The organism is Rhizobium sp. WSM1274 (genome assembly GCF_025200775.1).
Lineage (GTDB): Bacteria > Pseudomonadota > Alphaproteobacteria > Rhizobiales > Rhizobiaceae > Rhizobium > Rhizobium leguminosarum_I.
The window spans coordinates 1-25,919 of sequence record NZ_CP104141.1; the positions used below are offsets into that span (position 1 = coordinate 1).

The following is a 25,919-nucleotide window of genomic DNA, read 5'->3' on the forward strand; positions in this document are numbered from 1 at the left end:
ATGCCGACCAAGGCCGCGATTGTTGAGAAAGCCAAGAGAGCGAGTCGAGTTTCGATCGACGAGACGATCGCGCAGGACTCGACGATGCTCAGCAGTCAATTGCAGGTGTTGTTCGAGCGGTTGTTTTCGCCCGATGCCCGCAAATCGCTGCGGCGGTTCAGCAGCACAGAGACTGCCAAGCTGCTCGGCGTTACCGACAGCTATGTTCGCCACCTCGCCGCCCAAGTGGAAAACATCAATCCGGAAAAGACGGCGGCCGGTCGACGGGTGTTCTCGCTTGAGGAAATCCATGCAATGCGCCACCATCTCGGGCGCACCAAACCTTCCTATCTGCCCATGCGCAGGCCGGGGGACCATCTCCAGGTGATCGCCGTCACCAATTTCAAGGGCGGTTCCGGCAAGACGACGACATCAATTCACCTCGCGCAGTTCCTGGCTCTTCGCGGCTACCGCGTGCTCGCCGTCGACCTCGATCCGCAGGCGTCGATGTCGGCGATGCTCGGGTACCAGCCCGAATTCGATGTCGGCGAAAACGAGACGCTTTACGGTGCCATCAAATATGACGAAACGCGCCGCGACGTAGCCGACATCGTCCGCCAGACCTATTTTCCGGGGCTCGATCTCATCCCCGGCAATCTCGAACTGCACGAGTTCGAGCACGATACTCCAAAGGCGCTCGCCGACACCAATCGCGACGACAAGGACATGTTCTTCATGCGGGTCGGCAATGCGCTGCATTCGCTGGAGCAGAGCTATGACGTCGTCATCATCGATTGCCCGCCGACCCTCGGCTTCCTGACGCTGTCTGCTCTCTGCGCTGCCACCTCCGTCCTCATCACCGTCCATCCGCAGATGCTCGACGTCGCGTCGATGAACCAGTTCCTGACGATGACTTCCGACCTTCTGGCCGTGGTGAAGCAGGCAGGCGGCAATCTCGATTATGATTGGATGCGCTATCTGATCACCCGCTATGAGTCCAATGATGGACCGCAGGCGCAGATCGTCGCCTTCCTGCGCAGTCTGTTCGGCGAGCGCGTGCTGACCTCGATGATGGTCAAGTCCACAGCGGTCTCGGACGCGGGCCTGTCCAAGCAGACAATCTACGAGGCGGGACGCGAGACGATGCATCGCCAAACCTATGACCGCGGGGTGGAATCCGTCGACAGCGTCAATGCCGAGGTCGAGCAACTCATTCGCAGCGCATGGAGCAGGACATGAGCCCAAAAGGACGCGACATCCTGAAGAGCATGGTCGGTGCGGTCGAGCCGACACGGCCGGAGGTGCCGAGCGTTCAACAGCCGCATCGGCCATCGGGAGCAGTCAAGGCGATGAACCTGTCGCTCGGACGGCTGGGAGAGGAAGCAGCGGCCGCCAAGGCGCTGCGCGAATCGCTGGCCTCCGGCGACAAGGTGCTGGAGATCGATCCGGCTGCCGTCGAAATGTCCTTCATCCGCGACCGTATCCCGGTCGACAAGGATGCCGAGTTCGAGCGATTGAAGCAGTCCATCCAGGAAAGCGGACAGCAGGTTCCGATCCTGGTGCGGCCGGACCCGGGAAGGGCCGGGCGCTACCAGGCCGCCTATGGCCACAGGCGCCTGCGGGCCGCCGCAGAGATCGGGCTTCCTGTTAAGGCCGTCGTGCGAAAGCTCACAGATGAAGAGCTGATCCTTGCACAGGGTCAGGAAAATGGCCCCCGTGTCGACTTAAGTTTTATCGAACGGGCATTGTTTGCTCGTCGCATGGATGAACATGGCTTCAGCCGCGACATGATTGCCAAGGCGCTGGCGACGGACAAGCCGGAAACGTCAAGGCTCCTGCAGGTGGCACAGACGATCGACCCCGAGATCATTCTCGCCATCGGCCCGACCCCCAAGGTCGGTCGTCCACGCTGGTTGGCGTTTGCCGAGAAATTCAGAGAGACGGGCGGACAGAAGAAGGCGCGGGCTGCAATCAGTGCCGCCGGTTTTGACGCGTTGGAGACCAACAGCCGCTTCGATGTCATCTGGAAGGCACTGGAGGAGAAGAGCGCACCGCAGCGGGCCGAGCAGACGCTCCGGACCCAAGGCGGCGCGCCGCTTGCTTTGGTAGCCCGTTCCGGCAAAACCTTTCGCATCACCGCCAGATCGGCGGCGTTTTCGGAATTCCTGGCTCAGCGGTTGGTAGGCCTCGCCGCCGAGTTCGAAGAGGAAAATGAGGGAAAATGAGGCAGTTAGACCGGTTGTCAGCTGACAATCCGAATAGGAGATAACGCGCAAAAGAAAAAAGCCCCCGAACGTCACCGTCACGGAAGCTTTCCTCGTAGTCTTGAACACCTCCGAGAATCGCACTTCCGAGAATCGCTGTCAAGAGTATTTGGCGCCGTTTTGGTGAGTGGATTTCTTTTGCCTCGTTGAGGTGGAAGATATGGAAACCGGGAATGTGACGACGCCTTTCGGGCGGCGGTCGATGACGCTTGGCATGCTTGCAAATCAAGTCATGGCCGGGGAGATCAAGCCGGATCAGTCGGTCGATAAGTGGAAATTGTTTCGCGCGCTATGCGAAGCAAAGCCGCTGCTCGGCATCGGCGATCGAGCGCTTGCCGTGCTCAACGCTCTTTTGAGCTTTTATCCGAAGAATGAGCTGGCCCAGGGAAACGGTTTGATCGTCTTCCCGTCGAATATCCAGCTTTCGCTCAGAACGCATGGCATGGCCGAACAGACTGTGCGGCGTCATCTCGCCGCGCTCGTCGAGGCAGGTCTTCTGCTGCGCAAGGATAGTCCCAATGGCAAGCGTTATGTCCGCAGAGACAGGACAGGGGAGGTCAACGAGGCTTTCGGTTTCTCGCTTGCGCCGCTGCTTGCCCGTGCCGAGGAGATCGAACGGCTTGCGGCCGAGGTGATGGCTGAGCGGCTGCATGTCCAGCGTCTGCGTGAACGCATCACTCTTTGCCGCCGTGACATTGCAAAACTGATCGAAGCGGCAGTTGAAGAAGACATCCCTGGGGATTGGCAAAGCCTATACCGCGAATTCCGGGACCTGATCGAAGGCCTGCCGCGATCGCCGACAACAGCGCAGCTTGAACTGATGCTGGGTGAATTGACGGGCCTGCGCACAGACGTTCTTAACCAGCTGGAAATTCGAGTTAAATCAACAAAACAACGCGGCAATGCCGATTATATCGAGCGTCACATACAGAATTCAAATCCCGACTCCATCTCTGAACTTGAACCACGCTTCGAAACGAAGCAGGGCGCGACAGCTGAGCAAGACAACGACCGAGGGGCCGTGACGCCAAAGAAGGGTGGGGGTGGGGGTAAGACTGCCCATCCGCACGGTCAGAAGAAGGAGGAAGAGCAAAGTCGACGGGCGGGCGTCCGCAATGATGGTGGCGGACTGAAATCCTTCCCACTCGGCCTGGTTCTGCAGGCCTGCCCGGAAATCCTTACCTATGGGCCGGCTGGCGTAATCCGCAACTGGCGTGATCTGATGGCCGCGGCCGTCATCGTTCGATCGATGCTGGGCGTCAGTCCGTCGGCCTACGAAGAGGCGGCCAATGTGATGGGTCCGGAAAACGCCGCGACCGTGATGGCATGCATCCTGGAGCGCGGCGGCCACATCAATTCGGCCGGTGGCTATCTTCGTGGCCTGACGCGGCGAACCGAAAAGGGCGAATTCGCGATCGGGCCGATGCTGATGGCGCTTCTGCGGGCAAATGTGCCGGCCGGGCGGAAAGTTGGATAGGTCTTCGGCTCCGTGCGGCGGGCGCCCGTAGCTCGCGGCTTTGAGCGGCCGGGTAGCGATGTCGATCTTAATCTTAAAACGCCATCGGAATGGCAGGCGCTCGCAGGCGACCGGATGATCGGAGCGATCATGAAAGAGGAGAGGAGGGGCCTTGATCCTAAAACGCTACTCGTCTGACGTTTGAAGATACGGAATCCGCACCCCGCATCGATCGCCTACCGTACCATTCATGCGTTCGCACCCCATCGCTAAATGACGACTCGATCTTGCGAAGCTCGCTCCCGCTCATGGTAGCCGTCCAAGGGGCGGGCGTCTTCGTAGTGATCGGGTTAGGAGGCCTCCTGGAAATGTTGGCGGAACCGGGCCGACGTTGAGGTAAGTTGTGACGAGACGACGGAGAATCTCGCTCTACCGCGCCCGGCGAGAAACACGTGCCAAGCCGCGTCTTTGGCAACCTGACGTTGTGAAGGCGTGATCGATGCCATCCTTTTGTGCAGTCGTCAAAGACGGGGCCAGGTCTGCGACTCACAGACGACCTTAAGGACGCAGCCCTTCATCTTCAGCGCGTCGCCGGAGACCGTCAGGGAGCCGTCGTAAGTCTTTTTCGCATCTGGATCGGTGATCTTGCCCTCGTAGCTTCCGTCCTTGCCATTGAAGTTCCCGATCTGCTCGCCGGCATGCTTGCCGGATTTCAACGTGATGCAGTAGCCACTGCCACAGGGAGCGATCGCGGCGGTATCGCCAAGTTCGGTCTTCCAGTTCCCGACGATCGGGTCTTGTGCATAGGCGATGGCTGCGGAGGCTGCGAGTGCGGCGGCAGCGAAAATTATGCGGTTCATGATGTGCTCCTCGGTTGAATTGGCCCGGAGTCTACGGCTTTGCGCCATGCGAGGCTCGTAGCTTCTGGTATGCTCTGTCCGATTGGGACCTGCACTTTTGCGGAACTACTGATCGTAAGAAAAGAACGCCCAAAGCCAATCCGGAGAGGCATTGCCGGTTCGTCTCGAATACCACGACGTTCCTTTACGATGAGGGACGTTCACTTCGGGGAAGAGGAACGTCAGCGCCACGCGGCAGCCGAGCCCTTGAGGTCCGTCCGTTCACGGGGGCATCCGCCCGATACCGGATCCCGGCCACGCGGCTGATTGGCTGCTGCAGATTGAAAGTCATTATTGCCGTCCGCAGTTCGGCGTCGGTCGTCCTTCCTCGCAGTGTTTGACTGCTGGCTGCGCCCCATTCGTGCCCGCCAGGTTGTTGACGTGGCTCGCATAGTTGTCTCGCGTATCCTGATCGAGCGCGGCAACGGGCGCGGCTAGAACCAGACCAGCGACGTTGCCCGCGGCGGTCGCCGCTCCGGTGGTCGCAACCAAGATCTGATCGCCAAGTCCGACGTGACTGTCGGTCAGCGTCTGCCCCTCCGAAATGCGCTGGCCAATGAGCTGCACGATTTGTGGCGATTCCGCGAACTTGCCGTGGTTCATGCTGTCGCCCGATTTGATCTTGGTAAGGTCGATCACCATGATCTTATTGTCCTCGAGCTCCTTCTTATACGGGGCCTGCTCCGGGTCGATGGCGCCGAGCCGGGAGACGTCGCCCCAGACCCGGCGCGAAAACGCCAGCGCCTTGTCGTCACGGGAGACAAACAGCGTGAACTGTGGGTGCTGCTTTCCCATATCGGCAATCTGCTGCCGGAACACGTCCACGTCGACGTCGGGAGCCGCCAGCATGACGTTCTTGAATTTCTCCGGCAGCCGGCCGTTGCGGATAGCCATCTGGCGCAAGGATTCCAGAGCCAGCCAATTGCCCATCGAATGCGCGAGGATCGAGACTTCCTTCACCTCGGGATCCTTTGCCAGATACTGGAAAAGCGTCTCGAGGGCGTTGCGGGTGTAGTTGGTGCTTTCGCGGTCATAGCCGTAGGCGAGCAGGCTGCCGCGCGACGGCCATGTCACCAGGACGGGCGCGCTATGGACGCCGGAGTCGTGAATGATCTGTGCGAAGCGGTAGACCGCATCCTCGAACCGGTTGTTGAAACCGTGAATGAACACGAGAACGCTGCCGTCAGGAGTTTTCCTGACGGTCGCGCTCAGCCACTTCTTGGCTTCGTCGACGTTAAGATCGTCGGCCTTCACGGTGGCGAAGTCCGTCGCCGGATTGGACGGCAATCTCTTCGGCCAGGCGACCTGTCCTTCCTTGCGAACCTTGCTGGGCGGAATCGAGATCGTCATGTCGGCGAAGGCCGGGGCCAGCGCACGTTCTCCGTTGAACATCTCGCCCGGAACGGTCGACCGGGTGCGGGTCGTCGCGATCAGCATGTCGACCTTCGGCGACTGCGGTGACGTGTCGGCCACGGGTGTCAGCACGTCCTTTGGATGGCCGCCGCATCCGGGTAGTGCCATGATCATTGAACATACAAGAAACCAACGAAGCCAGCTCGTTTGAGCCGATACCGGCGCTACGCCACTTTGACTGCTCACAGATCACCCTCATCAAAAAAATGTCTACAGACAGCCCCTCGATCGCCTCGTCCTAACAGTAGTAGACGCCGACCGCGCAGCGCCTGACGGTGCGCCGTGCCACTCCGGCGACGCTGACCGGCGTCAGCGGTCGGCCGATCCGGGCTTCGGCCGGGGTTACGATGCCGTCTGGCACGGGAATTGAAAATTTCTCAGCGACCTCAAGCCCGGAAATGCCAACGACCGCGGCAATGAGGAGCACTCTCACGCGTCTGAACAGGGTCATTGCTTCGCTCCTTTTGCGAGGTGATCGGGAAGTTCGTCAGTGTCCTTGAGCTTCGACAGATCGATCTTCTTGGCGTCCGTCGTATTTTTGAACGTGTAGTCCGCTGCCAGGACGTCGGCGCCCGTCTTCCAGTCGCTGATCTGGATGCTGTACTGCGGCCCCTGGTCGACCTGGTTCGCGGTGATCACGTAGCGGCAGGGATAGGGATGGTCGCCCTGAGCGATCCAGATCTGCCAGTCCACCTCCTTGGTGCGAAAGGCCAGATGATCGCATTCGACGCCGCCGATGACCCCACTGCCGAGATCCTTCACGTCGGTCACGCCGTCCATCAACGTGCCGTAGACGTCGGGCATTAGGAGGTCTGCACCGGGAACGGGGCGATGCAGTTTGTCCCGCATTTCGTCCACGAGGTGATCGATCGTGCCGGGCACCTCGGCTTGCGCATAGAGATTGGCGTCCTTGCCGAACATGGTCGCCGTCTTGCCATCGAATGTCATCTCGACATTGGCAAACCCGCCATGCCGGGTGACGCGGAGCTTGTCGGGTCGGCCCATCTCCATCTTGCCGGAGCTTGCAAGCAGGATCTTCTGATGGTCGGCGGTTACGACCTCGAGATTGGTGTCGTAGTCGAATGAGATCGTCTTCTGGGAGGCGAGATAGTCCGACATCGCCTTCACCAGCTTCTTGGCATCGGTTTCATCGGCACGGGTTGCCGACAAGGATCCGGACACAAACATGGCGAGCGCCCCCGCCGCGAGTACGGTCGCGAACTGCTGAGATCTTCCTGATGGTCTGGTCATCGATGCATGCCCTCCCGAGCGGATCGTTGCAATCCGGCGAACTCTACAGTCGGGCGACGGCAAACGCCCGTAACATCTGGTAGCATCTGTGCCGAAACGGCTCGGTGCGCTGCCCTCCCGCGGCGCTATCGTGGGACTAGCACAGCCGATCCTTGAGGCCGCCACAGCATCGACGCCTCCACCTCGTCGGACGCGGGAAGGCCAGCCTTTCTTATATCCGCGATCAGTCTTGCCCTGTCAGCGGGTCGGAAGTTTCTTGCCTTGAGTTCGGCCACCACGTTGGGAATGAAATCCGGCCGCATCGCCTCGAAACTGGAAGCCTCGCGGCGCGCGTCGTCCATCATCCCCGCATTCACGTAAATGACCGCGGCGACGGCATGGAAGAGCGGAAACTTCTGCAGATTCGCCTGCTTGATCTCGATGACCGCAGTCTCGTCGTCATGCAGCATATAGGCGGCGAGTGCGCGGGTGCCATGGTAATAGCCGCCGCCGCCTGGGTTGAGGGCAAGAGCGCGGTCGAGCAGTTCGGCACCCCGTTGCCATTCCCCACTCATCGCGACACGCGTACCAAACTCTCCAAGCAGTTCGGTATCGTTTGGATTGGTTGCCAATGCCTGTTCGCCGACGTGGAGGGCTTCGGAAACCTCCTGATGGAAGAACAACGCCGTCATCAGCGCCTGATGGGCGCGCGTGTTGTCCGGATCCAGTTGCACGGCGCGACGAGCCGCCTGCAGGCTGCGATCAATCGGAGCCGACCCGTTGGTGCTCGGATTGAACCGGAACCGGTCCTCGTCGAGATAGATGATGGAAAGCATCGCCCATGCGGTGGCAAAGGATGGATAGCGGGCGACGGCTCTTTCGAGGCACTGCCGCACGTCCAAGTGCCGTGTGGCACTCAATTCCGCACGGTATCCATAGAAGCTCAGCGTGCAGGCGTAGGCGCCAAGATCGTCAGGGGGCGGATTGGAGACGTCAGCCTGAGCCATGATGCCGTAGGGCTGGGCCACTGCGCTCGCCACCTTGTTTGCGACATCAGACTGAATGCCGAACAGATCGCCACTCTTGATGTCGTCGTCGTAGGTCTGCGACCACAGGATTTCGTCATTTTCGGTATCAAGCAGGCGCGCCGTCACGCGAATGCGGTCACCCGAAACACGAACGCCGCCCGCAAGGAGGAAGCGAGCGCCCAGCTCGCCACGCACCTGGGACGCCTCGACGCCGGATGGCAAGGACTTCGATGTCTCACGACCAAAAACCCTGATCTCCTTGAAGCGAGGAAGGGCGGTCAGAAGCTCCTCGGTCAGCCCCGCCGTATAAAGGGCAGCCTGCGGCCCGTCTCCGAGATTGGCGAACGGGGCGACGACGAGCGTCGGGCCTTCCTCGATGGATCCCTGCGATGTAGAGTCCAACCTTATGGGTAGCAAGTAGGCAGAAACGGCCAGCGCCACCATGACTACGCCGAGCATGATGCCAGCTCCAAGACCGAATGGCATCAATTTCTGAAATCGTTGACGCAGTGTCGCAAGCCGGTCGTCAGAAGACGCCGGGACCTCTTCATTCCAGACGAAAGATGGCGCGTAACCGCCTTTGGGGATGTCGATCCTGATCGGATCATTTTGTCCGGCGACCAAATAGTAGCGCTCCAGCGTGCGACGCAGCCGACCAGCCTCTATACGGACTACGGGATCGTCCTGCTTGAACCCTTCGCGCCGCTTGAATACTTCGATGGCAATCGAGTAGCCCTTGATGCGCTCGGCGCGGCCCGCAAGCGCCTCTTCCGTGACATAGGTGAGGAAGGCGGCGCTTCGGCCCACCTTCGGAAACTCATGACTGCAAAGGATACGTTCGAGTTGCGCGCGAATCTCGTCCTGGTTCGGTGGAGCACGAGACAAACACGGCGCTGCATCGCGCGCCGGTGGCGATTGATTCTGCATGGCCTTCTCCTCACCCGCTCTTGAGGCCGCGTATGCACGAAGTGGCTTTATTTTCCCAACGGACTGTAACCTACACTAGAAATTGAATGGCGTCCACAGAGGTAAGACCGTTGGGTTGTAGTCACTCCACGTCGGAACCGAACTATCCAGATTGTGTAGTACTGCCCCGATCACCGCACCATGTGTCCGCGCCGCCCGGCGCCGTACTGGTATGTTACAGTTACATACTTGCGCTTTTACAGTGCCCGGCGACGATCGCGGCCGCAGGCAACTCTGGTTGGATGGGGCGGAAGTGCTGCCGAAGGGGATTCGACAACTCATCGAACAATAGGAGTACGACAAATGTTGACGAAGCGAGATCTACTTCGCTCCGCCGCGGCGATCGCCGCCGGCGCCGCGATTGCAAGGCCAAGCCGGCTGATGGCGCAAAGCTATCCCGGCATCATCGAGGCCAAGAACATCGCTGAGGAAGGCTTCATCTACGGTCTGCCGCTGGTGATGAATTATGCAGTCATGAACGAGTTCGCCGTCGATCCGAAGTCCAGCCAGTTCAAGGCGCCGTTCAATAAGATCGACAACCTCAACCACGTGGCAACCTACGAAGATACGGCGGTCATCACGCCGAACAGCGACACGCCGTACTCCATTCTGTGGCTGGATCTGCGCGCCGAGCCGATGGTGATCTCCGTGTCGGCGGTGGAGAAGGAGCGTTATTATTCGGTGCAGTTGATTGACGGCAACACCTATAACTTTGGCTATATCGGCAGCCGCGCCACGGGCAACGTTCCGGGTTCCTATCTGGTTGTCGGACCCGACTGGAAAGGCGAGAAACCGGCCGGCATCAGCCAAGTCTTTTCCTCGACCACCCCATTCGTGTTCGCCAATTTTCGGACTCAGCTTATCAACGTCGAAGATATGCCGAACGTGGAAAAGGTGCAGGCTGGCTACAAGGCGCAGCCGCTTTCCGCTTTCCTGAAGCAACCCGCCCCGGCGACCGCGCCGAAGATCGATTTCCTGCCGGCCACCACTGCCGGAATCAAGGACAACTTCTTCCAATATCTCGACGCGGCACTGCAATACGTCCCCGAGACGCCAAGGGATAAGGAAATCCGCGCGAAACTGGCGAAGATTGGCATCGGTCCAAGCAAGACCTTCGAGTTGAAGGATCTATCGCTCGAACATAAGGCCGAAATGCTGATAGGCATGAAGCAAGGCGACGATAAAATCAACAAATGGCTCGCCAGCGGAAACAAACCCATCAACGGCTGGAACGTCAGCTCGCTTCTTGGCGACGAAGCCTTCTACAACGGCGATTGGTTGCTGCGAGCCGGAGCTGCAAAGGCAGGCCTCTATGGCAACGATGCAGCAGAGGCCATGTATCCTTTCACCAGAACGGATGCGACCGGGGAGCCGCTCGACGGCAGCAAGCACAACTACACTCTCACCTTTCCGGCCGGGCAGCTCCCGCCGGTGAACTCCTTCTGGTCGGTGACGATGTATGACGGCAAAAGCCAGCTCCTGATCAAGAACCCGATCAATCGCTACCTCATCAACTCTCCGATGTTGCCGGGCATGAAGAAGAACGAGGACGGCTCGCTCACCCTCTATATCCAGAAAGACAGCCCCGGAGCGGACAAGGAAGCCAACTGGCTTCCGGCCCCGGACGGCACGATCTATCTGGTGATGCGCCTGTACTGGCCGAAGACCGAAGCGCCTTCGATACTGCCGGCCGGCGAAGGGACGTGGCAGCCGCCCGGTATCAATGTGGCGTAATATTAGTACAGACCATGAATTATCTCGACCGGCCTGGTGTCGGATGTCGATAGGGAAAAACAATGATACGCATGACGCGACTGATTTGCGCCACCGCCGCGATGGTGTTGATGGGCCTGGGCACCGCTTCCGCCGATACGGCCGCACGGTCCTACAAGATGACGACGCCTATCGCACCGGGCGTCGCCGTGCCGGACAAGATCGAGTCGTCGATCGGGACGCTGAAGCTCCATTACGGCTACCCATCGGAAGATACGGTCGACAAAATCTACGACAACCTGGACCGTTCGCGTGCGTTGCAGGCTTATCTGCTGGCAATCCCGATCGTCAATCAGGCCGGCATGCGCGACTCGCTGCGCAAGTTCGGACCAGACAACCAGACCAACGTGATCTGGGAAAGTCTGATGGATTCGAAGACCGTCGCGCTGACTGGCAACGACAACACGATCTACAACTTCATGTGGGTCGACACGAGCAAGGGACCGGTGGTGGCCGAGATTCCGCCCAAGGTACTCGGGACGGTCGACGACTTCTGGTACAAGTGGGTGGGCGACATCGGCATCACCGGGGCCGACAAGGGCGAGGGCGGCAAGTACCTCCTGTTGCCGCCTGGATTCAAGGGCGACATACCAGCCGGGTACCACGTTTTGCGGCCGAGCACCTTTGGCAGCTACTTCGTCTTTCGCGCTTTCCTTGTAGACGGCTCCACCCAACCCGCGGTCGATTCGGTCAAGAAGAACCTGCGGATCTATCCCCTGGCCGATGCCGCCAACCCGCCGCCGATGAAATTCGTCAATGCCTCTGGAATTCCTTCGAACTTTGTCTCACCGGGTGACTACTCGTTCTGGACCCTGTTGAACCAGGTCATCCAGGAAGAGCCGGCGGGCGGTTCCGATCCCACCACCTTGGGCCTGTTCGCCTCGATCGGCATCGAAAAGGGCAAACCCTTCGCACCCGACGAGCGGATGAAGAAGATCCTCGCCGACGCCGCCAACATCGGGGCCGTGACGGCACGGACGATCGCCTTCAAGATTCGCCCGAAGGATGCGTATTTTTATCCGGATAGTGCGTGGCGCCTGCCGTTTTTGGGCGGCTACAAGTTCGAGACAGCGCCCGGTGTCAGCAACTTGGACGGTGCCGTCTTCTTTTACTACTTTGCCATTGCGGTGACTCCGGCGATGGAGGAAAAAATGGTGGGCCAGGGCTCGCAGTATCCCTGGTCGGTGCAGGATGCGAGGGGCAATCCCTTCGATGGCGGCAAGAACTATAAGCTACGCCTGCCTCCCAACATCCCGGTCAAGGATTTCTGGTCGGTCATCGTCTACGACAACCAGACCCGCTCGATGGTCCAAACCGACCAGCAAGCCCCGAGCGTCAGCAGCCAGAGCAAAGGCGTCAATGTCAATGCGGATGGCTCGACGGATGTCTACTTCGGACCCAAAGCGCCGGCGGGGATGGAGAACAACTGGGTGGAGACGATTCCGGGCAAGGGCTGGTTCATGCTCCTTCGCCTCTACGGGCCGTTGGAGCCGTGGTTCAACAAGACCTGGAAGCCGGGCGAGATCGAACTGGTGCAATAGGGGAAACAGTCGAATCGAGCGGATGGTTCTCCATCCGCTCGATCTTCAGAAAATAGGCATAATCCAGATTCGGATCCATAACGGTCAGTCGAGCATCACGGCCGACCCGGCCTTGAATGGTCGCCCTGCGCGTTTGGACTGCTGCATGGACTGGGCTTCGCGGGTGCGCTTTCGGCGCTGGCACTTCCGGCTGGAGACATTCCACTCGCCCTGCTGTTCTTCAATGTCGGCGTCGAGGTCGGCCAGTTGATGTTCATTACCGTGGCAATCGGCCTGATCGCAGTTGTGAGGTTGGCGAGATATCCGGCTTGGCTTGGTCGTCATGCCTTCACGACGGCGACCTACGCGATCGGAGCGGTGGCGGCCTTCTGGTTCGTGGAGCGCGCAGCGGCGTTCTAGCAGGTGTGTCGGCCGCGGGGCCGTTGGTTACGGTAACATACGCTCCGATACGAGAGATTTGTATCATCATGTCCTGAGATCGCCTGCAGTCAGACGATCCACGTGAATGGATGAAACCGGATGGCAAACGGTGTTGGTTTCGTAAAGAGCTGCTTCAAGGACCGCGCTGATGCGATCGAGGAGTTCGCTTTGCGCAGCGAGGGGTTTCGCGACCTTTGCGACGACTTCGAGATCGCGAACAACGAGGAGGTGAGATGGCAACAGTCAACCGCTCCAGAGCGCGACGAGCGCCTCGCCGAATATAGGGAGCTAATCGACAGCATGCGGATCGAGATCGAGCAGTCCCTCGATAGAGCCGCAGTCGTCCCATTCAAACCGCGACGACGATAACCGCCACCAAGCATTCGATGTACTTCAGATCAATCGCTTCAGGAGGAACAATGATGATGAACAGACTTGGTATCTTCGCAGGCGCGGCGCTCGCCGGCTTCCTCGCGCTCACCGCGGGCGGGCGCGCCGACACTATGAGTTACGCCGATGCGGTCACGACTCTTGCCAAGGAGTGTGGGCCGGACATCAAGAAGCTCTGCAACGGCGAGAACCTCGGGAACGGCCGCATACAGGCCTGCCTCGAGAAGAATTCGTCGAAGGTCTCCCCGACCTGCACGGCGACCCTTGGCAGCGTTATGTCGTCGATCGCCCAGCGCCAGGAGGCGCAGGCGTCGGCGTTCAAGGTCTGCCAGCATGACATCTCCCAATACTGCAACAGCGTGAAGGGCGACGGGAACATCCTCTCCTGCCTGGTCGAGACGAAGCGCGTGGACAACAAGGCTTGCAACCAGGCAATCACCGACGCTGGATGGCGGTGAACCATGACCGGAAAAAGGGAGAACAAGATGATGGTTCACGGCCATCGCATTTCGCTGGCACTCGGCCTGTTAATGGCTCCGTGCATCGCCTCGGCCCAGCAGATCGACAACACGCAGATCATGACCACTCTCGGACAGGTCAAGGCGGCGGCTCCCGCCGTCGACGTCGCTCTGCTTGTGGAGGAAGCCAACGCCAATGTCGGGAAGGGCGTCGCCACCCTGCCCAACTGGAACAAGTTGTCAGAGCTCTCGCAGTTGATCGTCGAGATCGACTTCGAAAACAACTCGACTGCCATCGAGCCAAAATCCTACCGCACTGTTGGGCTCATTGCCGACGCCCTGCACCATCCGGACCTGTTCCGGTACAAGTTCCTGATCGTCGGACACTCGAGCGCGACGGGAACCGCCAAGCACAATCTCGAACTCAGCCAGAAACGAGCCGACGCGATTAACGAAGCGCTGTCGACCACCTTTGCGGTTTCGCCAGATCGCCTTTTTTCAGTCGGAGCCGGCGAGGAATGGCCGATCGATCCGGGTCACCCGGAGTCGGCAGACAATCGACGGGTTCAACTGATCAATCTGGGACTGTTGAAATAACGCCACTCAGTGGAAAAAAGGGAGGAAGCAGATGCTTAGAATCTCCGATATGTGCCTAATCGCAATCGCAGCAGGTCTTCTATCGTCAACGCCGGTTCTCGCGCAGGACGCCATCTCGGCGCCCGCTCAGAAGACCATCGGCGCGCCTAAGTCAAAAATGGTGCCGTCGCTGGCCGTCCTCAACTCCGGGGGGGCGAGGCTCGAGAACGGCAAACTGACGATGAGCGGCATCTCGGCCGTGTCTATCGTGTTTGCCGACCGCCCGGTGCGCTCTGCCGGCCACGTGCTGACCTCCGAGTTCATCAAGCAGTGGGGCGAGGGGGCAGATAGCTTCGCCAAGGATCCTCCGAACGCGACGATATCGGTCCTGAGCGGCAAGGGCGACACAGTCGCTGATGCGGTCGTCGTCTTGAAGACACCGAAGCTCGAGGGAACAAATCTCACCTTCGAGGTGGCTGTGCTCGAAGGTGATCTCGCCGGAGCCGACGGCCCTGCATCGCTGTTCATCGACTGGTTTGCGGCCCGCGGTCCTTACGGGGGCGTCGCCGTCGGGGGCGCTGGTTTTCGCGCCCCCGTCTGGCGTGGCGGATGGTATGCCCATCCGGGCGCCTATTACGGAGCGGGCGTTGTCGCGGGGGCGGCAATCGGTGCCGCAGTCGCCGAGGATCGCCGCTATTATCCGCCTCCGGCTTGTGGATATTACCCGTATCCACCCTGCTACTAGCACCAGGGTATAGCAACATGGCAGTGCTGGTTTCGGCGCGTTGGAAGGCTGACGGTCCTTCCAGCGGGCGTTGCAAGACCGAGGACGTCGCAGTTGGACCATCTATCGAATCCTGATCCAGTTCTGGAAATACTCGTCGGCACTGTGTTTCTCGTTGCGGTCATCTTCGTGCACGGCGCTGGTATCCGGAGCATCAGCCTTCAATTCAGCAAGTCATGGGCAGGCGTCACGAGGGCCACGCCGCACTGGCGTCTGAACTTGATGCTGGCCGCGACGATCGCCGCGCTGGCGATTCTGCATTTCGCAGAAACGCTGATCTGGGCGATGCCTCTCTATGTCAGGGCCATCATCCCCTCGATGCGTGACAGCTACTACTACGTGCTTGAGAGCTATACGACGCTGGGCGAGGGAACCGTCACCCTCCCGGATCGCTGGCGTCTGCTCGGCCCGATCATTGGCATGTCGGGCCTCTTCACCTTCGGTTGGACGGGTAGCGTCCTGGTCAGCATCATGACCGACTTCGGCAAGTTCGACCGCCTGCGGGCGAGGCAGGAGCGTGTGATAGAGGCAAAAGCGGAGTATCAGGATGCTCGCCCACTCGCTCACGACGTCGCGAGATTTCCAGAAGGCGGGTAAATCTGCCGGGCCGCGTCTTCCCAGACCTGTATACGGGCAAGATTATGGCAGCGCTTGACCGGCACAAGCCGTAGATCCGAAGCGCTCAACAACGACCTGCCGGACATCAGCGGATAAGCCTTCGCTCCAGAAAGCTCTGCATGTCGCGACGCCCGTCTACCACGCAGTAGACGACTACGTCCGTGCCCAGGATGCGATAGATCATGCGCCACGGCTTATGGTGCAGTTCCCGATATTCGGAAATTCCGATCCCCGCCAACTCCTTCGGAATATTTCCACGGGCGGGGAATTCTTCAAGCTCGACGCAGGCGCTCTCGATGTCCGTCAGGATGCGCTCTGCCGTCTCGGCGCCGTCGCGGCTAGCGATGAAGCGATAGAGATCCTCGATGTCGCGTTCCGCGTCCTCAGCGAAAAGAACACGATATGGCATCAGGATTGGCTGTCGGCCAGACGTTTGCGGATGCGCGCGAAGGACTCCGCAGCAGGGCGCAGTTTGCCCTCCTCGACTTGCCGGTTGGTGAGCGCCAGCACCTTCAAGAGCGCCAGCGTCTCCTGTGTTTCTTCGTATTGGCCGACGTCCTGAAGGATGGCTTTCGCCTCTCCGTGAAGAGTAATGACGACCGGTTGCGGATTATCCTTCAGCGTCCGGATGATCTCCGGCGCGTGCGCCTTGAGATAGCTGATCGGCTTGACCTGTTCTGACAGCTTCATGCGGTTTCTCCATTTCGACCAGAATATAGACCATGCAGTGGTCGATTGAAAGTAGCCTTTCGATGGCGGCGGGACAATTCCCGGCATCCGATTCCCCATCTTGGCTGCGGCCGCTTTTTTCACTCAACGCGTTCGAAAGAGAATGCCATTTCTTATAATGAAGTTTGTCTACTGATTTTATAGACTAGGATTTGCAACCAAGGATCGGATCGAGGTGCCATGACCTACCTTTCCGAAGAAGCCTTGCCGGCATCCGAGACCAACCCGCCCGGCCCGCCGAAATACTGATCATCGGATGGCACGAGTGGAAGGGACGACATGAGCGGCCGCGACATATCCATCAGCCATATCGGCTTCCTCACCCCCGGCAATTATCCCGACGAAGATCCGTCGTCGGGATTGGAGCAGACGCTTCAGCAACTGCAATATGGCGAAGATCTGGGCTTCGACAGCGCCTGGGTCCGCCAGCGGCACCTGGAGCCCGGAATTTCTTCCGCCAGCGCCTTCCTGGCGGCGGCGACGCAGCGCACCAGTCGGATCGAGCTTGGAACCGCGGTCATCCCGATCGGCTATGAAAGCCCTTACCGGCTGGCTGAAGACCTCGCCACAGTGGATGTTCTGTCTCGCGGCCGGCTGAATATCGGTGTCAGCGCCGGACGACCATTGCACGCCGAGCTGATCGCCCCGCTCGTCTTCGACGGCGACTGGATGGGATACGATTTCTCGCATGATCGAGTGCTGCGCTTTGCCGACAATCTGCGTGGCACTTATCTCGGCGACGAACGGACCTTGATCAAAACGCCCTTCGGCCCGCAGCGGCCGCGGCTACAGCCTTATGCCAAGGGCCTGATAGACCGGATCTGGTATGGCGGCGGATCGCAGCGCTCGGCCGCATGGGCCGGCCGCAATGGCTTCAACCTTTTGACCGGCAATGTGATAACGGGTGAGGGGACGGATGATTTCTTCATCGCGCAATCGCGATTGATCGAAACCTATCGCGACGCCGACACGCAGCGCCGGGTCGCGCTGGGGCGCGTCATCGTGCCTTTCGACAGCGCCGATGCCGCAACACGCCGCCGGTATCGAGACTATGCCGATGGCCGCCATCAGCGAACCCTTTCACCGCAGGGCGAGCGGCGCACCCTGTTCGCCCGCGATGTCGTCGGCACATCGGACGAGATATTGGCGCAGCTTTTTGCCGATCCGATCCTGCCCGAGGTCAGCGAGTTGAGGCTGGAGCTTCCTTACGAGTTCGAGCCCGAGGAATATCGCCAGATTCTCCACGACTTCGTGACGCTGATCGCACCGCAGCTCGGATGGAAAGCGCAATCCGAAGTTAGATCCGCTTGCTGAAATGCCGTCGACCATTCGACGCCAGAACAATCACCTCGCAGGGAACATGCATCAGTGACCAAATCAGTAGAGTACTTCTTTTCGATCGGCTCGCCCTGGTCCTACATCGGCTTCGACGCCTTCGCCGAACTTGCGGCGAAGAACGACGTCGTCATCACGCCCTATCTGACGACGGTGGTCGAGGAAAATGGCGGTATCTTTTCGCGCAACCGCCCGGAGATCCGGCGCGCCTACTGGACGCGGGACCTCAAACGCTGGGCGCGCGTGCGCGGCAAGGAACTGCGGCTCGAACATCGCCCTGATTTGAATGATCCGACGCCCGCGTCCCTCTTCGTGATCGCGGCCTATCTCGACGGACAGGATTGGATCGGCGTTGCCCGCGCCCTGCAACATGCCTTCTGGAGCGAGGCGAAGGATATCGGCAAGCCCGGCGTGCGCGAGGCGATCGTGACATCAGATTGCAGCGTCCCGAGGTCTGAGATGTCGATGGCGATCGACATGCAACCTATACGTCATGAAGCGGCGTTGAACGTTTTTTTCAACCAGGCGAAGAAGGAGAGACGCACGTTCCTTTAATCTATCAATTTTGTAGACAATAGTTGGAGCAACGCAAAGAGAGGAAAAACCATGTCAGGTTTCAAACTCGTCGGCATCGCTGGCAGCTTCAACCGTCCATCGAAGACTTTGGCACTTGTGCGGCACGTCTCCGAGCGTGCGAGCATTCGCTACGGATTTACCAGCAAGAGCTATGATCTCAATGATGTCGGTCCGTCGCTGGGCAGCGCCTTGTGGCGCAAGGATCTCGACGCGCAGGCCAGACATGTCGTCGACGAGATCGTGCAGGCCGATGCCCTGATCATCGGCTCGCCAACCTACAAGGGCTCTTATCCCGGCCATTTCAAGCACCTCATCGACCTGATCGACCCCCACGAACTTCGGGGCAAGCCGATTATCATCACGGCGACCGGCGGCGGTGACCGGCATGCGTTGATGGTCGAGCATCAGCTTCGGCCGCTGTTCGGGTTTTTCATGGCCCATACTTTACCGACCGCCGTCTATGCGTCCGATCGCGATTTCACAGACTATGCGGTTTCATCCGACGCGCTATTGGCCCGCATCAACGACGTGATCGGCGAATTGGCGGCCTTCTTTCCGGGCGCCAACACGGCCCTGGCGGCGGCTGAGTAAGGATCGTCACCATGGTTCGATCTCAGGAAGCAACGATCGCCGATGCGGAAGGGCCGGGGCCAAGCGAGCAATTGTGGAGCGTCTTCGAATTCGCCCGACGCTATCGTCTCGCCAAACGCGAGGAGAACCGCCTGCTGATGCTCTACGGACCGACGGCATCGCTTCACGTTCTTCTCGCCAATGCACAACGTCATTCGCTGATTTCGTAGAGCAATTCCAGCAAAAGTGCACAGCGGTTTTGCGTCCGGAATTGCATGAAAACAAAGAGATAGAGCACTTCCGTGATTCGAAGAAAAACGGAAATGCTCTAGCCGAAGAATAACGGTTCCTGACAGGAGGTTCGCATGAAGCTTGATTTTCAGTTCTGGCTGAAGCTTTCGATCGGCCGGTTCCTCGGCCTGAAGCCGCCCGCTCCACGGGAGCCGGTAAACGGATTATTCGCGCGGGACGACGAGCGCGACCGGTCCGCGCGCGAATACGAACTCCATTATTGGGGCACCATGCCCGGCCTTTGGTATTGAGGAGAACGGCGTGATGGCGATTGTCGTTGAAACCGACCTGCGTCGGCACGGTGCGAGAAGGGCGGAAGGCAGCGTCATGTCGTATTTCAGGCATGCGGCCGGAATCTGCACGATCGTCAGCTCCTTCGCATTCCTGTTCGCCCTGGTGATCGGGTGGATCTGATGAGTGATGTCCGATGTTTGCCCCGATCGGGAAAAAGACCGACGTGCAGCTTCAGAGAGGATGCCGTCAGATGATCGACGTACTTATTCTTCCCGGGCTTTTCGGCTCCGGAGAAGGGCATTGGCAACAGCACTGGCTGCAGGATCAGCCGGGCAGTCGTTGCGTCGCCCAGGACGACTGGGATCATCCGAACCTTGACAACTGGCTGCTGCGATTGGAAGGCGCGCTGGAAGAGGCCGGCGAGGCCTATCTGGTTGCCCATAGTCTCGGATGCCTGCTTGCCGCCCGCTTGGCCGGGCGAAGTGCAGCGCGGCGCGTCAAGGGAGCGTTGCTCGTGGCTCCATGCGATCTGCCGGCCACCGAAAACCTGCATCCCGGGCATATCTCGTTTGGCGCCATGCCGACGGCGCCTTTGCCTTTTTCAAGCATCGTCGTCGGCAGCATGAACGATGCCTACATGACGGTCGATCGGTTGACCCTGTTCGGTCGCTTGTGGAACGCCGAGACCAGGAATATCGGCCTTGCCGGGCACATCAATATCGCCAGCGGCTTTGGCCGCTGGCGCAACGGCTACCGGATGCTCGACGCCTTGAAGACGCAGGCACGCGATCGAAGGCATGTCGTTTCCATGCCGCCGGCTTTTGCTATGTGAGTGGGATCGCAATGTCCGACATTGTCGCCGACCTGCTGCGCCTTAGTGAGGATCCGAAAGCCGATCCGAGGACCAGGCGCCGCCAAACCATGGAGCGGGCTGGTGCAGACGCTGCTTGCCATGGCCGATGCCGAAATGGGATCGGAAGATTCGCAGCATCGCCATTCCATCATTCATTTGACGACGATCATCCGCGAGATGACGGGAAGGATCGCAGAGGCCGATGATGCCACGTTTTCGGCAATCGTCAGGGAGGCCGCGATGCTGATATGCAGCCTGCAGCGGCGCCAGGCCGATGCGGCCAGATTTACGGTGCACTGACGCATGACGGATATTCGGGAGCATAAACACTCTGCGGTCCGGGGAAGCAGACTTTTGCTGACCGGATCAACAATGGCTCTAACGGACTCTCGTATCCCTGAGCCTTCGCCCCGCGATCGATGTCGGCCCCGAGCCACACCGAAAACCGCTGACCGAAGCGGAGGTGGAGATGCTCGCCAACCGGCTTTTCCACGAGTCTACCGGCGCACCGCTTTGGTCTTCGCCTATGGATCATTGATATGGAAGCCGGACTTCGATGCCGTCGAATCGCAGCATGGCGCAACAAGAGGGTGGCATCGCTCCTTCTGCCTGCAGATGACCCGCTGGCGCGGCACGCGGGCCCAGCCGGGTCTGATGATGGCACTTGACCGCGGTGGACGTTGCAACGGCATCGTCTTCAGGCTTGCCGATGGTGATCGCCTTGGCCAGATACGCCGGTTGATCCGCCGTGAAGTCGGCACCATCGAAGACGCAGCGACGGTTCGCTGGATCCCGGTCGCGACGGCGCATGGCCTGGTGCGCGCGCTGGTCTTTTGGGCTGGTCCGAAAGGCGAGCGTGTTTCCCGCAAATTGCCGCTGGAGACGGTGGCGCAGGTGCTCGCAAGAGCCTGCGGACACATGGGCTCCTGCGCCGAATATCTGTATCTGACGGTGAGACATCTGGAGGAACGTGGCATCCGGGACCGCAATTTATGGCGGCTTCAGAAGCTGGTCGCAGCCGAGCTCGTCGCCATACACGGGCTGAACGCGGCGGCGGGAAACCATTGAATATCGCTCCCTGCCGCCCTCCGGTCAGAGCTTGCCCTTCCAGGGCACGAGGTACGCCTCCAGAAACCGGATGGCGGCCGAGAAGGTGAACGCGCAGATCGCGATGATGCCGATACCGACGAAGACGACGTCGGTCGCCAGGAACTGTGAAGCCGACATGATCATGAAACCAATCCCGCGCGTGGAGGCGATCAATTCAGCCGCAACCAGCGTACCCCAGCCGAGACCGAGCGCAATTCGAATGCCGGTGAGAATCTCGGGCAGGGCCGACGGGAGGACGATGTCCAGGAAGAGCTGCAGCCGGCTCGCGCCCAGCGAACGCGCGGCATTGACGCGCTCGATCGGCAGCGCACGGACGCCGGCCTGGGCCGAGAGGCAGATCGGTGCGAACATCGCAAGCACCAGCAGCGTGATCTTCGACGTCTCGCCGATGCCGAGCCAGATGATCATCAGCGGCAGGTAGGAGAGCGGCGGAAGCGGCCAGTAAAACTCGATCGGCGCGTCGAGCACCCCTTTTGCCCAGCGATTCAGGCCCATGAGCAATCCGAGAGGGATGCCGGCGGAGACGGCGATGAGGGCGGCGACCACGATGCGGAACAGGCTTGCAAAAACATGCTCGGACAGCGACGCTCCTGCGTAACCGTCGCGATAGATGGCGCCGATCTGTGTCAGCACCTCGTCAGGACGCGGCAGAAACAGGTGTGGAACGACACCGAGCGCGGAGACGACCCACCACAGCAGCAGTATGGCCAGCGCTGTCGCAATGCTGATGGCCACCGTCGATTTCTCGCCGGCTCCAAAGCCCGCCATTTTCACCAGCTTGACCTGATGGTCCTCTCTATCCGCCGCAATCGGCGGGGCCTGCACTATATCGCTCATGCGGCGCTCCTGAGGTCTTCGGTGCTGTGGAGAATGGCGCGGATCTCCTCGCGCAGCTCGGCAAATTGCGGTGACGCCTTGATCGATCGGGCGTCGCCGGTTTCTGCGAAGCGGCGAACGAAATCCAGATCGAAGCGTGCAACGACGCGCCCCGGTCGAGGTGACATGACCAGGACCTGCGTGCCCAGGAACAAGGCCTCTTCAATAGAGTGCGTGATGAAGAAGACCTTCTTTGCCGTCTTATCCCAGATGGAAACCAGCAGTTCCTGCATCTGCTCGCGCGTCAAGCTGTCGAGCGCGCCGAACGGCTCGTCCATCAGCAGGATGTCGGGATTTGTCGCCAGAGCGCGTGCGATGCCGACACGCTGGCGCATGCCGCCCGACAGCTCGTAGGGAAAAGCGCCGGCGAATTCGTCGAGACCGACAAGCCGGAGCAGCTCCAGGGCGCGTGCTTCGCGCTCCTTGCGCTTGACCCCGGCGAATTTCAAACCGAGGGCGACATTGTCGACCACCGATTTCCAGGGTAGCAGCGAGTCTTTCTGAAAAACGACGCCGCGGTCCGCGCCGGGTTGTTCGACCGCGCGGCCATCGAGCGTGATCCGGCCGTCCGAAAGCGGAAGGAAACCGGCAATCGCGTTGAGGAGGGTTGATTTGCCGCATCCCGACGCGCCAAGCGCGACGACGAAGCTCCGTTCGGGAATATCGAAGGAAACGCGATCGAGCGCGTGAACGGTCCGCCCGTCGCGGGCTGCGAAGTAAACGCTGGCGTGATCGACTTTAAGCATATTGCCGCTCGCACGTTAGACACCGGCGCGGCAAGCCGCGCCGGTGTCGGGGAGGATCAGTTGCTGACGCCGGTGAGGGCATCTGCGGTGACGAAGGCGCCGTAATTCGCCAGCACGTCGGAAACCTTGCCCTGCTCCTTCAGAAACGATGCCGTGTCCTTGAGGATCTTGCCGGCACCCGCCTTTTCGCCGCCGCCGAGCCATGCATCCGATGCCTGGACCTCAGGTGTCAGAAGCGTGAGGTTCTCCAGGGCCGAGGCCTGCTGATCGGCCGTTCCGCCGAGAAGCTTGGCAAGCGACTTGGCGTTGTCGCTGTCGGGACCCCAGGCGGATTTGTCCGATGCGAAGGATGCGTAGTATTTGTTGATGACCGAAGCGAAACCCTTCAGAAAGTCCGGGTTGTCGGCGGCAAACGTCGAGGTCGCGACCCAGGCGGAGAATGTTGGCGCACCCTTGTCTGCCACCTCCTTGGAGGTCACCAGAACCTTTCCGTTCTTCTTCAGTTCGGTCAGCGCCGGATCCCAGACGAAGCCGCCGTCGATGTCGCCGCGATTATAGCTGGCGACAATCTCAGGCTGAGGGATTGCGAAGACCTGAACGTCTTTTTCGGTCAGGCCCAGCGATTTGATCAGCGCCAGGAGTTGATAGTGGTCCGTGGATACCGGCGCGGCCGCGAGCTTCTTGCCCTTCAGATCATTCAGGCTTTCGATGCCGGAACCGTTGCGGACGACGAGGGCCTCGTCGATGCCCGAGATCGAGGCGAGGTAAAAGGCCTTGACCTCGAGCCCGCGTGACACAGCAGCCGCAAACGGGCTGGAGCCGACATAGCCGACCTGGACGTCGCCGGATGCAATGGCCGCAAAGATTTCGGCGCCCGAATTGAACCTGCGGAAGTCGATCTTGTATCCCGTCTCCTTGGCGAATTCGCCATTGGCGATCGCTACGGAAGACGGCAAGGCGTCGGTTTGATAGGCGACAACGACCTTCTTGTCCGCCGCTTCGGCGACAACAGCCGTTGCAAGAGTGCCGACGCCGACGGCGATTGCTGCAACCAAATTCCTGAAATTCATCTTGAGCCCCTTTGTTCAGGGCCGCATGGCCCTTGATCTCACCCTCAAAAGCCTAATGGTTGGGGAGGGGCTAGCGGGAGAAATAACAAACTATATTTATAGACTATAAGGATAATTGTTTTCGTGATTCTGCCGCTCGTGCGATCAGCAGGGACCGGTGAGCGACACGGGGCTTGAATGACGAAATGTCTCGATGACGTTCTGAGCTTCAGGGAGAATGCATTTGACATATGATGTTATCGTGGTCGGATCCGGTTTCTCAGCGATAGCGGTTACCTGCAATCTCATCGAGCAGCTTCCCGTTTCGGCGACGGTCGCCGTCGTCGGCGACGATCCCGGCTTCGGCCGCGGGACGGCGTACCGGACGGAGCTCTATCTCCATCGCCTCAATGTTCCGGCCGGCCGCATGAGCCTCTTGCCGCATCAACCCGATGACTTTGTCGACTGGCTGAAAACTCATGGACGCCAGCTGCAGGCCGGCGATTTTGCCTCGCGCAGCGATTACGGTCTTTATGTCCGCGATACGCTTGCGCGGCTGCTTCGAGAACGGAACGGCCGTTGCCGGGTCGATTTCATCAAGGCCAAGGCGGCGGGATGCGTGGAACGGTACAGCGGTACGCTGACCTTCCATCTCGGCAATGGCGACGAGATTGCCGGCAAGAACGTGGTGCTCTGCCTCGGCGTCGGGAACGCGACCCTTCCGGTCGCTCCGGATGGCGTCCCGGCATCGCTGCGATCGCGGATCATCGAGAACCCGTGGCGGCTTTCCTGGCTGAGGCGCGTCGCACCATCCGATGCGGTGTGTATCCTCGGATCCGGCCTGACAATGATCGATCAGGTCCTCGCGCTTCGCGCCCATGGCCACAGCGGCAAGATCGATGTGCTTTCGAGACGCGGGCTCGCACCGCTCGGACACGCGCGGAAGCCGCCGGCGCCTCTGCCGATCGACGTTCACATGCTTCCGGACACGATCAGCGGCATATTGAAGACCCTGCGGGGAAAGAGCAGGACGGTTGCCGACCGGCGAGCCGTGATGGACGGTCTGAGGCCTGCAACGCAGGCTCTCTGGCAACGGCTTTCGAGCGGGGAGCGGGCACGCTTCCTCAGGCATGCGCTTCCCTGGTGGAACATCCATCGTCACCGGGTCGCGCCGGACGTACACGACAGGTTTGAGACACTGGTCTTGGACGGAACCGTTCGTTTCCACGCGGGCTTCCTGAAATCGCTCGGGGCCGAGGAGGGCCGGCTCGTTGCCGGCTACAGGGTCAGAGCGACGCGCGAGATCGCCAAGATCAGAGCGGACTGGCTCGTCAACTGCACCGGAATGGAGCGGGCCGGGATCAGTCATTCCCCGCTTTTGAAGGAAATGAGCCGCTTCGAGTTGATCGTCCCCGATCCTCTTGGCCTCGGGATCCAGGTAGATGCCGCTTCCGAGGTGATAGCCCCGTCCCGGATCTCGCCGGCCCGACTGTTTGCGGTCGGCGCCCTGACGGCGGGGCAATTCTGGGAGATCACCGCCGTTCCGGATATCCGGGTGCAGGCCAAGGCCGTGGTCGAGGAGATCGTTTCAAGAGGCTAGCTCCTGACGTGCATGCAGCAGAGCGTCCTTTGCGTGCCTGTACGGCAGGTGGCACGGCGCTTGTTGAATTGCCGGCCGCCGACAGCTACAGTATCTGGTACGCCATAATACGATTCTTGCATTCGGCCGCGGCGGCGGAAGTTGAGCGTGCAAAG

At 60.1% G+C, this 25,919-nt stretch carries 27 protein-coding genes and 4 pseudogenes; 21 read left to right on the plus strand and 10 right to left on the minus strand.

Annotated features, from left to right (window positions below):
• The 3 genes from repA (at position 1) to repC (ending at position 3,720) form a co-directional block, all read left to right on the plus strand.
• The gene (repA, locus tag N2600_RS31760; protein ID WP_260112087.1) at positions 1-1,218 is read left to right on the plus strand and encodes a plasmid partitioning protein RepA; all 1,218 of its coding nucleotides are present in this window, start codon (positions 1-3) and stop codon (positions 1,216-1,218) included.
• Positions 1,215-2,204 (plus strand): plasmid partitioning protein RepB, encoded by a 990-nt coding sequence (gene repB / locus N2600_RS31765; protein WP_260112088.1) that lies wholly within the window; start codon positions 1,215-1,217, stop codon positions 2,202-2,204. The genes repA and repB overlap by 4 nt, the downstream gene beginning before the upstream one ends.
• A gap of 199 nt (positions 2,205-2,403) precedes the next feature.
• Positions 2,404-3,720: a plasmid replication protein RepC gene (gene repC, locus N2600_RS31770; protein WP_260112089.1), complete on the plus strand. Its 1,317-nt coding sequence runs from the start codon at positions 2,404-2,406 to the stop codon at positions 3,718-3,720.
• A gap of 500 nt (positions 3,721-4,220) precedes the next feature.
• Here repC and N2600_RS31775 read toward each other — a convergent pair whose 3' ends face one another.
• The 5 genes from N2600_RS31775 to N2600_RS31795 form a co-directional block, all read right to left on the minus strand.
• Positions 4,221-4,559: a DUF2147 domain-containing protein gene (locus tag N2600_RS31775; RefSeq protein WP_017968843.1), complete on the minus strand. Its 339-nt coding sequence runs from the start codon at positions 4,557-4,559 to the stop codon at positions 4,221-4,223.
• Positions 4,560-4,889: 330 nt separating this feature from the next.
• Positions 4,890-6,119 (minus strand): alpha/beta hydrolase, encoded by a 1,230-nt coding sequence (locus N2600_RS31780; protein WP_311319314.1) that lies wholly within the window; start codon positions 6,117-6,119, stop codon positions 4,890-4,892.
• A gap of 130 nt (positions 6,120-6,249) precedes the next feature.
• Entirely contained in the window at positions 6,250-6,462 is a 213-nt protein-coding gene (locus tag N2600_RS31785; RefSeq protein WP_064245806.1) for a hypothetical protein, read from the minus strand.
• Positions 6,459-7,262, minus strand: coding sequence for a DUF2092 domain-containing protein (locus tag N2600_RS31790; RefSeq protein ID WP_409995344.1), 804 nt, complete (start codon positions 7,260-7,262; stop codon positions 6,459-6,461). Before N2600_RS31790 ends, N2600_RS31785 begins: the two co-directional genes overlap by 4 nt.
• 125 nt (positions 7,263-7,387) lie before the next feature.
• Positions 7,388-9,196 (minus strand): adenylate cyclase, encoded by a 1,809-nt coding sequence (locus tag N2600_RS31795; protein WP_222384947.1) that lies wholly within the window; start codon positions 9,194-9,196, stop codon positions 7,388-7,390.
• Positions 9,197-9,538: 342 nt separating this feature from the next.
• Here N2600_RS31795 and N2600_RS31800 point away from each other — a divergent pair, with 342 nt between their 5' ends.
• The 8 genes and pseudogenes from N2600_RS31800 to N2600_RS31835 all read left to right on the plus strand — a co-directional run bounded on the left by N2600_RS31800 (position 9,539) and on the right by N2600_RS31835 (position 15,774).
• Entirely contained in the window at positions 9,539-10,969 is a 1,431-nt protein-coding gene (locus N2600_RS31800) for a DUF1254 domain-containing protein (RefSeq protein ID WP_222385026.1), read from the plus strand.
• A gap of 62 nt (positions 10,970-11,031) precedes the next feature.
• A complete protein-coding gene (locus N2600_RS31805) occupies positions 11,032-12,549 on the plus strand; it encodes a DUF1254 domain-containing protein (protein WP_260299762.1) in 1,518 nt (505 codons plus the stop codon).
• Between the two features lie 67 nt (positions 12,550-12,616).
• Positions 12,617-12,948: pseudogene (locus N2600_RS31810) on the plus strand (HupE/UreJ family protein); the annotation flags it as partial.
• Positions 12,949-13,068: 120 nt separating this feature from the next.
• The gene (locus tag N2600_RS31815; RefSeq protein ID WP_260299763.1) at positions 13,069-13,338 is read left to right on the plus strand and encodes a hypothetical protein; all 270 of its coding nucleotides are present in this window, start codon (positions 13,069-13,071) and stop codon (positions 13,336-13,338) included.
• Between the two features lie 50 nt (positions 13,339-13,388).
• Positions 13,389-13,817 (plus strand): cysteine rich repeat-containing protein, encoded by a 429-nt coding sequence (locus N2600_RS31820; RefSeq protein ID WP_260112091.1) that lies wholly within the window; start codon positions 13,389-13,391, stop codon positions 13,815-13,817.
• A 27-nt stretch (positions 13,818-13,844) separates the two neighbouring features.
• Positions 13,845-14,414 (plus strand): OmpA family protein, encoded by a 570-nt coding sequence (locus tag N2600_RS31825; RefSeq protein WP_260299818.1) that lies wholly within the window; start codon positions 13,845-13,847, stop codon positions 14,412-14,414.
• Positions 14,415-14,445: 31 nt separating this feature from the next.
• The gene (locus N2600_RS31830; RefSeq protein WP_072637588.1) at positions 14,446-15,138 is read left to right on the plus strand and encodes a hypothetical protein; all 693 of its coding nucleotides are present in this window, start codon (positions 14,446-14,448) and stop codon (positions 15,136-15,138) included.
• 93 nt (positions 15,139-15,231) lie between these two features.
• Positions 15,232-15,774, plus strand: a complete 543-nt coding sequence (locus N2600_RS31835; protein WP_222384950.1) for a two pore domain potassium channel family protein — start codon at positions 15,232-15,234, stop codon at positions 15,772-15,774.
• Positions 15,775-15,880: 106 nt separating this feature from the next.
• On the opposite strand, the gene N2600_RS31840 is transcribed toward N2600_RS31835, so the two are convergent.
• Positions 15,881-16,204 carry a type II toxin-antitoxin system RelE/ParE family toxin gene (locus N2600_RS31840; RefSeq protein ID WP_260299764.1) on the minus strand — a complete coding sequence of 108 codons (324 nt, stop codon included), beginning with the start codon at positions 16,202-16,204 and terminating at the stop codon, positions 15,881-15,883.
• A complete protein-coding gene (locus N2600_RS31845) occupies positions 16,204-16,485 on the minus strand; it encodes a type II toxin-antitoxin system Phd/YefM family antitoxin (RefSeq protein ID WP_003591561.1) in 282 nt (93 codons plus the stop codon). The genes N2600_RS31840 and N2600_RS31845 overlap by 1 nt, the downstream gene beginning before the upstream one ends.
• A gap of 318 nt (positions 16,486-16,803) precedes the next feature.
• On the opposite strand from N2600_RS31845, the gene N2600_RS31850 reads away from it, so the two are divergent.
• From N2600_RS31850 to N2600_RS31890, 9 genes and pseudogenes are all read left to right on the plus strand, one after another.
• The gene (locus N2600_RS31850) at positions 16,804-17,838 is read left to right on the plus strand and encodes an LLM class flavin-dependent oxidoreductase (RefSeq protein WP_260299765.1); all 1,035 of its coding nucleotides are present in this window, start codon (positions 16,804-16,806) and stop codon (positions 17,836-17,838) included.
• Positions 17,839-17,892: 54 nt separating this feature from the next.
• Positions 17,893-18,294: pseudogene (locus N2600_RS31855) on the plus strand (DsbA family protein); the annotation flags it as partial.
• A gap of 171 nt (positions 18,295-18,465) precedes the next feature.
• Positions 18,466-19,026, plus strand: a complete 561-nt coding sequence (msuE, locus tag N2600_RS31860) for an FMN reductase (protein ID WP_260299766.1) — start codon at positions 18,466-18,468, stop codon at positions 19,024-19,026.
• Positions 19,027-19,037: 11 nt separating this feature from the next.
• The gene (locus N2600_RS31865) at positions 19,038-19,235 is read left to right on the plus strand and encodes a hypothetical protein (RefSeq protein WP_260299767.1); all 198 of its coding nucleotides are present in this window, start codon (positions 19,038-19,040) and stop codon (positions 19,233-19,235) included.
• A gap of 135 nt (positions 19,236-19,370) precedes the next feature.
• Positions 19,371-19,547, plus strand: coding sequence for a hypothetical protein (locus N2600_RS31870; RefSeq protein ID WP_165418257.1), 177 nt, complete (start codon positions 19,371-19,373; stop codon positions 19,545-19,547).
• A gap of 10 nt (positions 19,548-19,557) precedes the next feature.
• Positions 19,558-19,710: a hypothetical protein gene (locus N2600_RS31875; protein WP_260299821.1), complete on the plus strand. Its 153-nt coding sequence runs from the start codon at positions 19,558-19,560 to the stop codon at positions 19,708-19,710.
• 70 nt (positions 19,711-19,780) lie between these two features.
• Positions 19,781-20,362: an RBBP9/YdeN family alpha/beta hydrolase gene (locus tag N2600_RS31880; protein WP_260299768.1), complete on the plus strand. Its 582-nt coding sequence runs from the start codon at positions 19,781-19,783 to the stop codon at positions 20,360-20,362.
• An 11-nt stretch (positions 20,363-20,373) separates the two neighbouring features.
• Positions 20,374-20,683 (plus strand): annotated as a pseudogene (locus tag N2600_RS31885) (hypothetical protein).
• A gap of 3 nt (positions 20,684-20,686) precedes the next feature.
• Positions 20,687-21,451, plus strand: a pseudogene (locus tag N2600_RS31890) (gamma-glutamylcyclotransferase).
• Between the two features lie 24 nt (positions 21,452-21,475).
• On the opposite strand, the gene N2600_RS31895 reads toward N2600_RS31890, so the two are convergent.
• The 3 genes from N2600_RS31895 to tauA are packed head-to-tail and all read right to left on the minus strand — an operon-like array spanning position 21,476 to position 24,185.
• Positions 21,476-22,330 (minus strand): ABC transporter permease subunit, encoded by an 855-nt coding sequence (locus N2600_RS31895; protein WP_260299769.1) that lies wholly within the window; start codon positions 22,328-22,330, stop codon positions 21,476-21,478.
• Positions 22,327-23,115 (minus strand): taurine ABC transporter ATP-binding protein, encoded by a 789-nt coding sequence (locus tag N2600_RS31900; protein ID WP_029873499.1) that lies wholly within the window; start codon positions 23,113-23,115, stop codon positions 22,327-22,329. Before N2600_RS31900 ends, N2600_RS31895 begins: the two co-directional genes overlap by 4 nt.
• A 56-nt stretch (positions 23,116-23,171) precedes the next feature.
• Positions 23,172-24,185: a taurine ABC transporter substrate-binding protein gene (tauA, locus tag N2600_RS31905; RefSeq protein WP_260112100.1), complete on the minus strand. Its 1,014-nt coding sequence runs from the start codon at positions 24,183-24,185 to the stop codon at positions 23,172-23,174.
• Positions 24,186-24,402: 217 nt separating this feature from the next.
• Here tauA and N2600_RS31910 point away from each other — a divergent pair, with 217 nt between their 5' ends.
• Positions 24,403-25,764 (plus strand): FAD/NAD(P)-binding protein, encoded by a 1,362-nt coding sequence (locus tag N2600_RS31910; protein WP_260299770.1) that lies wholly within the window; start codon positions 24,403-24,405, stop codon positions 25,762-25,764.
• Positions 25,765-25,919: the final 155 nt, after the last annotated feature.

What these genes read in the sequence shown, in the direction of transcription:
- repA (WP_260112087.1), top strand. Translation starts at nt 1, where the DNA reads ATGCCGACCAAGGCCGCGATTGTTGAGAAAGCCAAGAGAGCGAGTCGA.
- repB (WP_260112088.1), top strand. Translation starts at nt 1,215, where the DNA reads ATGAGCCCAAAAGGACGCGACATCCTGAAGAGCATGGTCGGTGCGGTC.
- repC (WP_260112089.1), top strand. Translation starts at nt 2,404, where the DNA reads ATGGAAACCGGGAATGTGACGACGCCTTTCGGGCGGCGGTCGATGACG.
- N2600_RS31775 (WP_017968843.1), bottom strand. Translation starts at nt 4,559, where the DNA reads ATGAACCGCATAATTTTCGCTGCCGCCGCACTCGCAGCCTCCGCAGCC.
- N2600_RS31780 (WP_311319314.1), bottom strand. Translation starts at nt 6,119, where the DNA reads ATGGCACTACCCGGATGCGGCGGCCATCCAAAGGACGTGCTGACACCC.
- N2600_RS31785 (WP_064245806.1), bottom strand. Translation starts at nt 6,462, where the DNA reads ATGACCCTGTTCAGACGCGTGAGAGTGCTCCTCATTGCCGCGGTCGTT.
- N2600_RS31790 (WP_409995344.1), bottom strand. Translation starts at nt 7,262, where the DNA reads ATGACCAGACCATCAGGAAGATCTCAGCAGTTCGCGACCGTACTCGCG.
- N2600_RS31795 (WP_222384947.1), bottom strand. Translation starts at nt 9,196, where the DNA reads ATGCAGAATCAATCGCCACCGGCGCGCGATGCAGCGCCGTGTTTGTCT.
- N2600_RS31800 (WP_222385026.1), top strand. Translation starts at nt 9,539, where the DNA reads ATGTTGACGAAGCGAGATCTACTTCGCTCCGCCGCGGCGATCGCCGCC.
- N2600_RS31805 (WP_260299762.1), top strand. Translation starts at nt 11,032, where the DNA reads ATGATACGCATGACGCGACTGATTTGCGCCACCGCCGCGATGGTGTTG.
- N2600_RS31815 (WP_260299763.1), top strand. Translation starts at nt 13,069, where the DNA reads ATGGCAAACGGTGTTGGTTTCGTAAAGAGCTGCTTCAAGGACCGCGCT.
- N2600_RS31820 (WP_260112091.1), top strand. Translation starts at nt 13,389, where the DNA reads ATGATGATGAACAGACTTGGTATCTTCGCAGGCGCGGCGCTCGCCGGC.
- N2600_RS31825 (WP_260299818.1), top strand. Translation starts at nt 13,845, where the DNA reads ATGATGGTTCACGGCCATCGCATTTCGCTGGCACTCGGCCTGTTAATG.
- N2600_RS31830 (WP_072637588.1), top strand. Translation starts at nt 14,446, where the DNA reads ATGCTTAGAATCTCCGATATGTGCCTAATCGCAATCGCAGCAGGTCTT.
- N2600_RS31840 (WP_260299764.1), bottom strand. Translation starts at nt 16,204, where the DNA reads ATGCCATATCGTGTTCTTTTCGCTGAGGACGCGGAACGCGACATCGAG.
- N2600_RS31845 (WP_003591561.1), bottom strand. Translation starts at nt 16,485, where the DNA reads ATGAAGCTGTCAGAACAGGTCAAGCCGATCAGCTATCTCAAGGCGCAC.
- N2600_RS31850 (WP_260299765.1), top strand. Translation starts at nt 16,804, where the DNA reads ATGAGCGGCCGCGACATATCCATCAGCCATATCGGCTTCCTCACCCCC.
- msuE (WP_260299766.1), top strand. Translation starts at nt 18,466, where the DNA reads ATGTCAGGTTTCAAACTCGTCGGCATCGCTGGCAGCTTCAACCGTCCA.
- N2600_RS31865 (WP_260299767.1), top strand. Translation starts at nt 19,038, where the DNA reads ATGGTTCGATCTCAGGAAGCAACGATCGCCGATGCGGAAGGGCCGGGG.
- N2600_RS31870 (WP_165418257.1), top strand. Translation starts at nt 19,371, where the DNA reads ATGAAGCTTGATTTTCAGTTCTGGCTGAAGCTTTCGATCGGCCGGTTC.
- N2600_RS31880 (WP_260299768.1), top strand. Translation starts at nt 19,781, where the DNA reads ATGATCGACGTACTTATTCTTCCCGGGCTTTTCGGCTCCGGAGAAGGG.
- N2600_RS31895 (WP_260299769.1), bottom strand. Translation starts at nt 22,330, where the DNA reads ATGAGCGATATAGTGCAGGCCCCGCCGATTGCGGCGGATAGAGAGGAC.
- N2600_RS31900 (WP_029873499.1), bottom strand. Translation starts at nt 23,115, where the DNA reads ATGCTTAAAGTCGATCACGCCAGCGTTTACTTCGCAGCCCGCGACGGG.
- tauA (WP_260112100.1), bottom strand. Translation starts at nt 24,185, where the DNA reads ATGAATTTCAGGAATTTGGTTGCAGCAATCGCCGTCGGCGTCGGCACT.
- N2600_RS31910 (WP_260299770.1), top strand. Translation starts at nt 24,403, where the DNA reads ATGCATTTGACATATGATGTTATCGTGGTCGGATCCGGTTTCTCAGCG.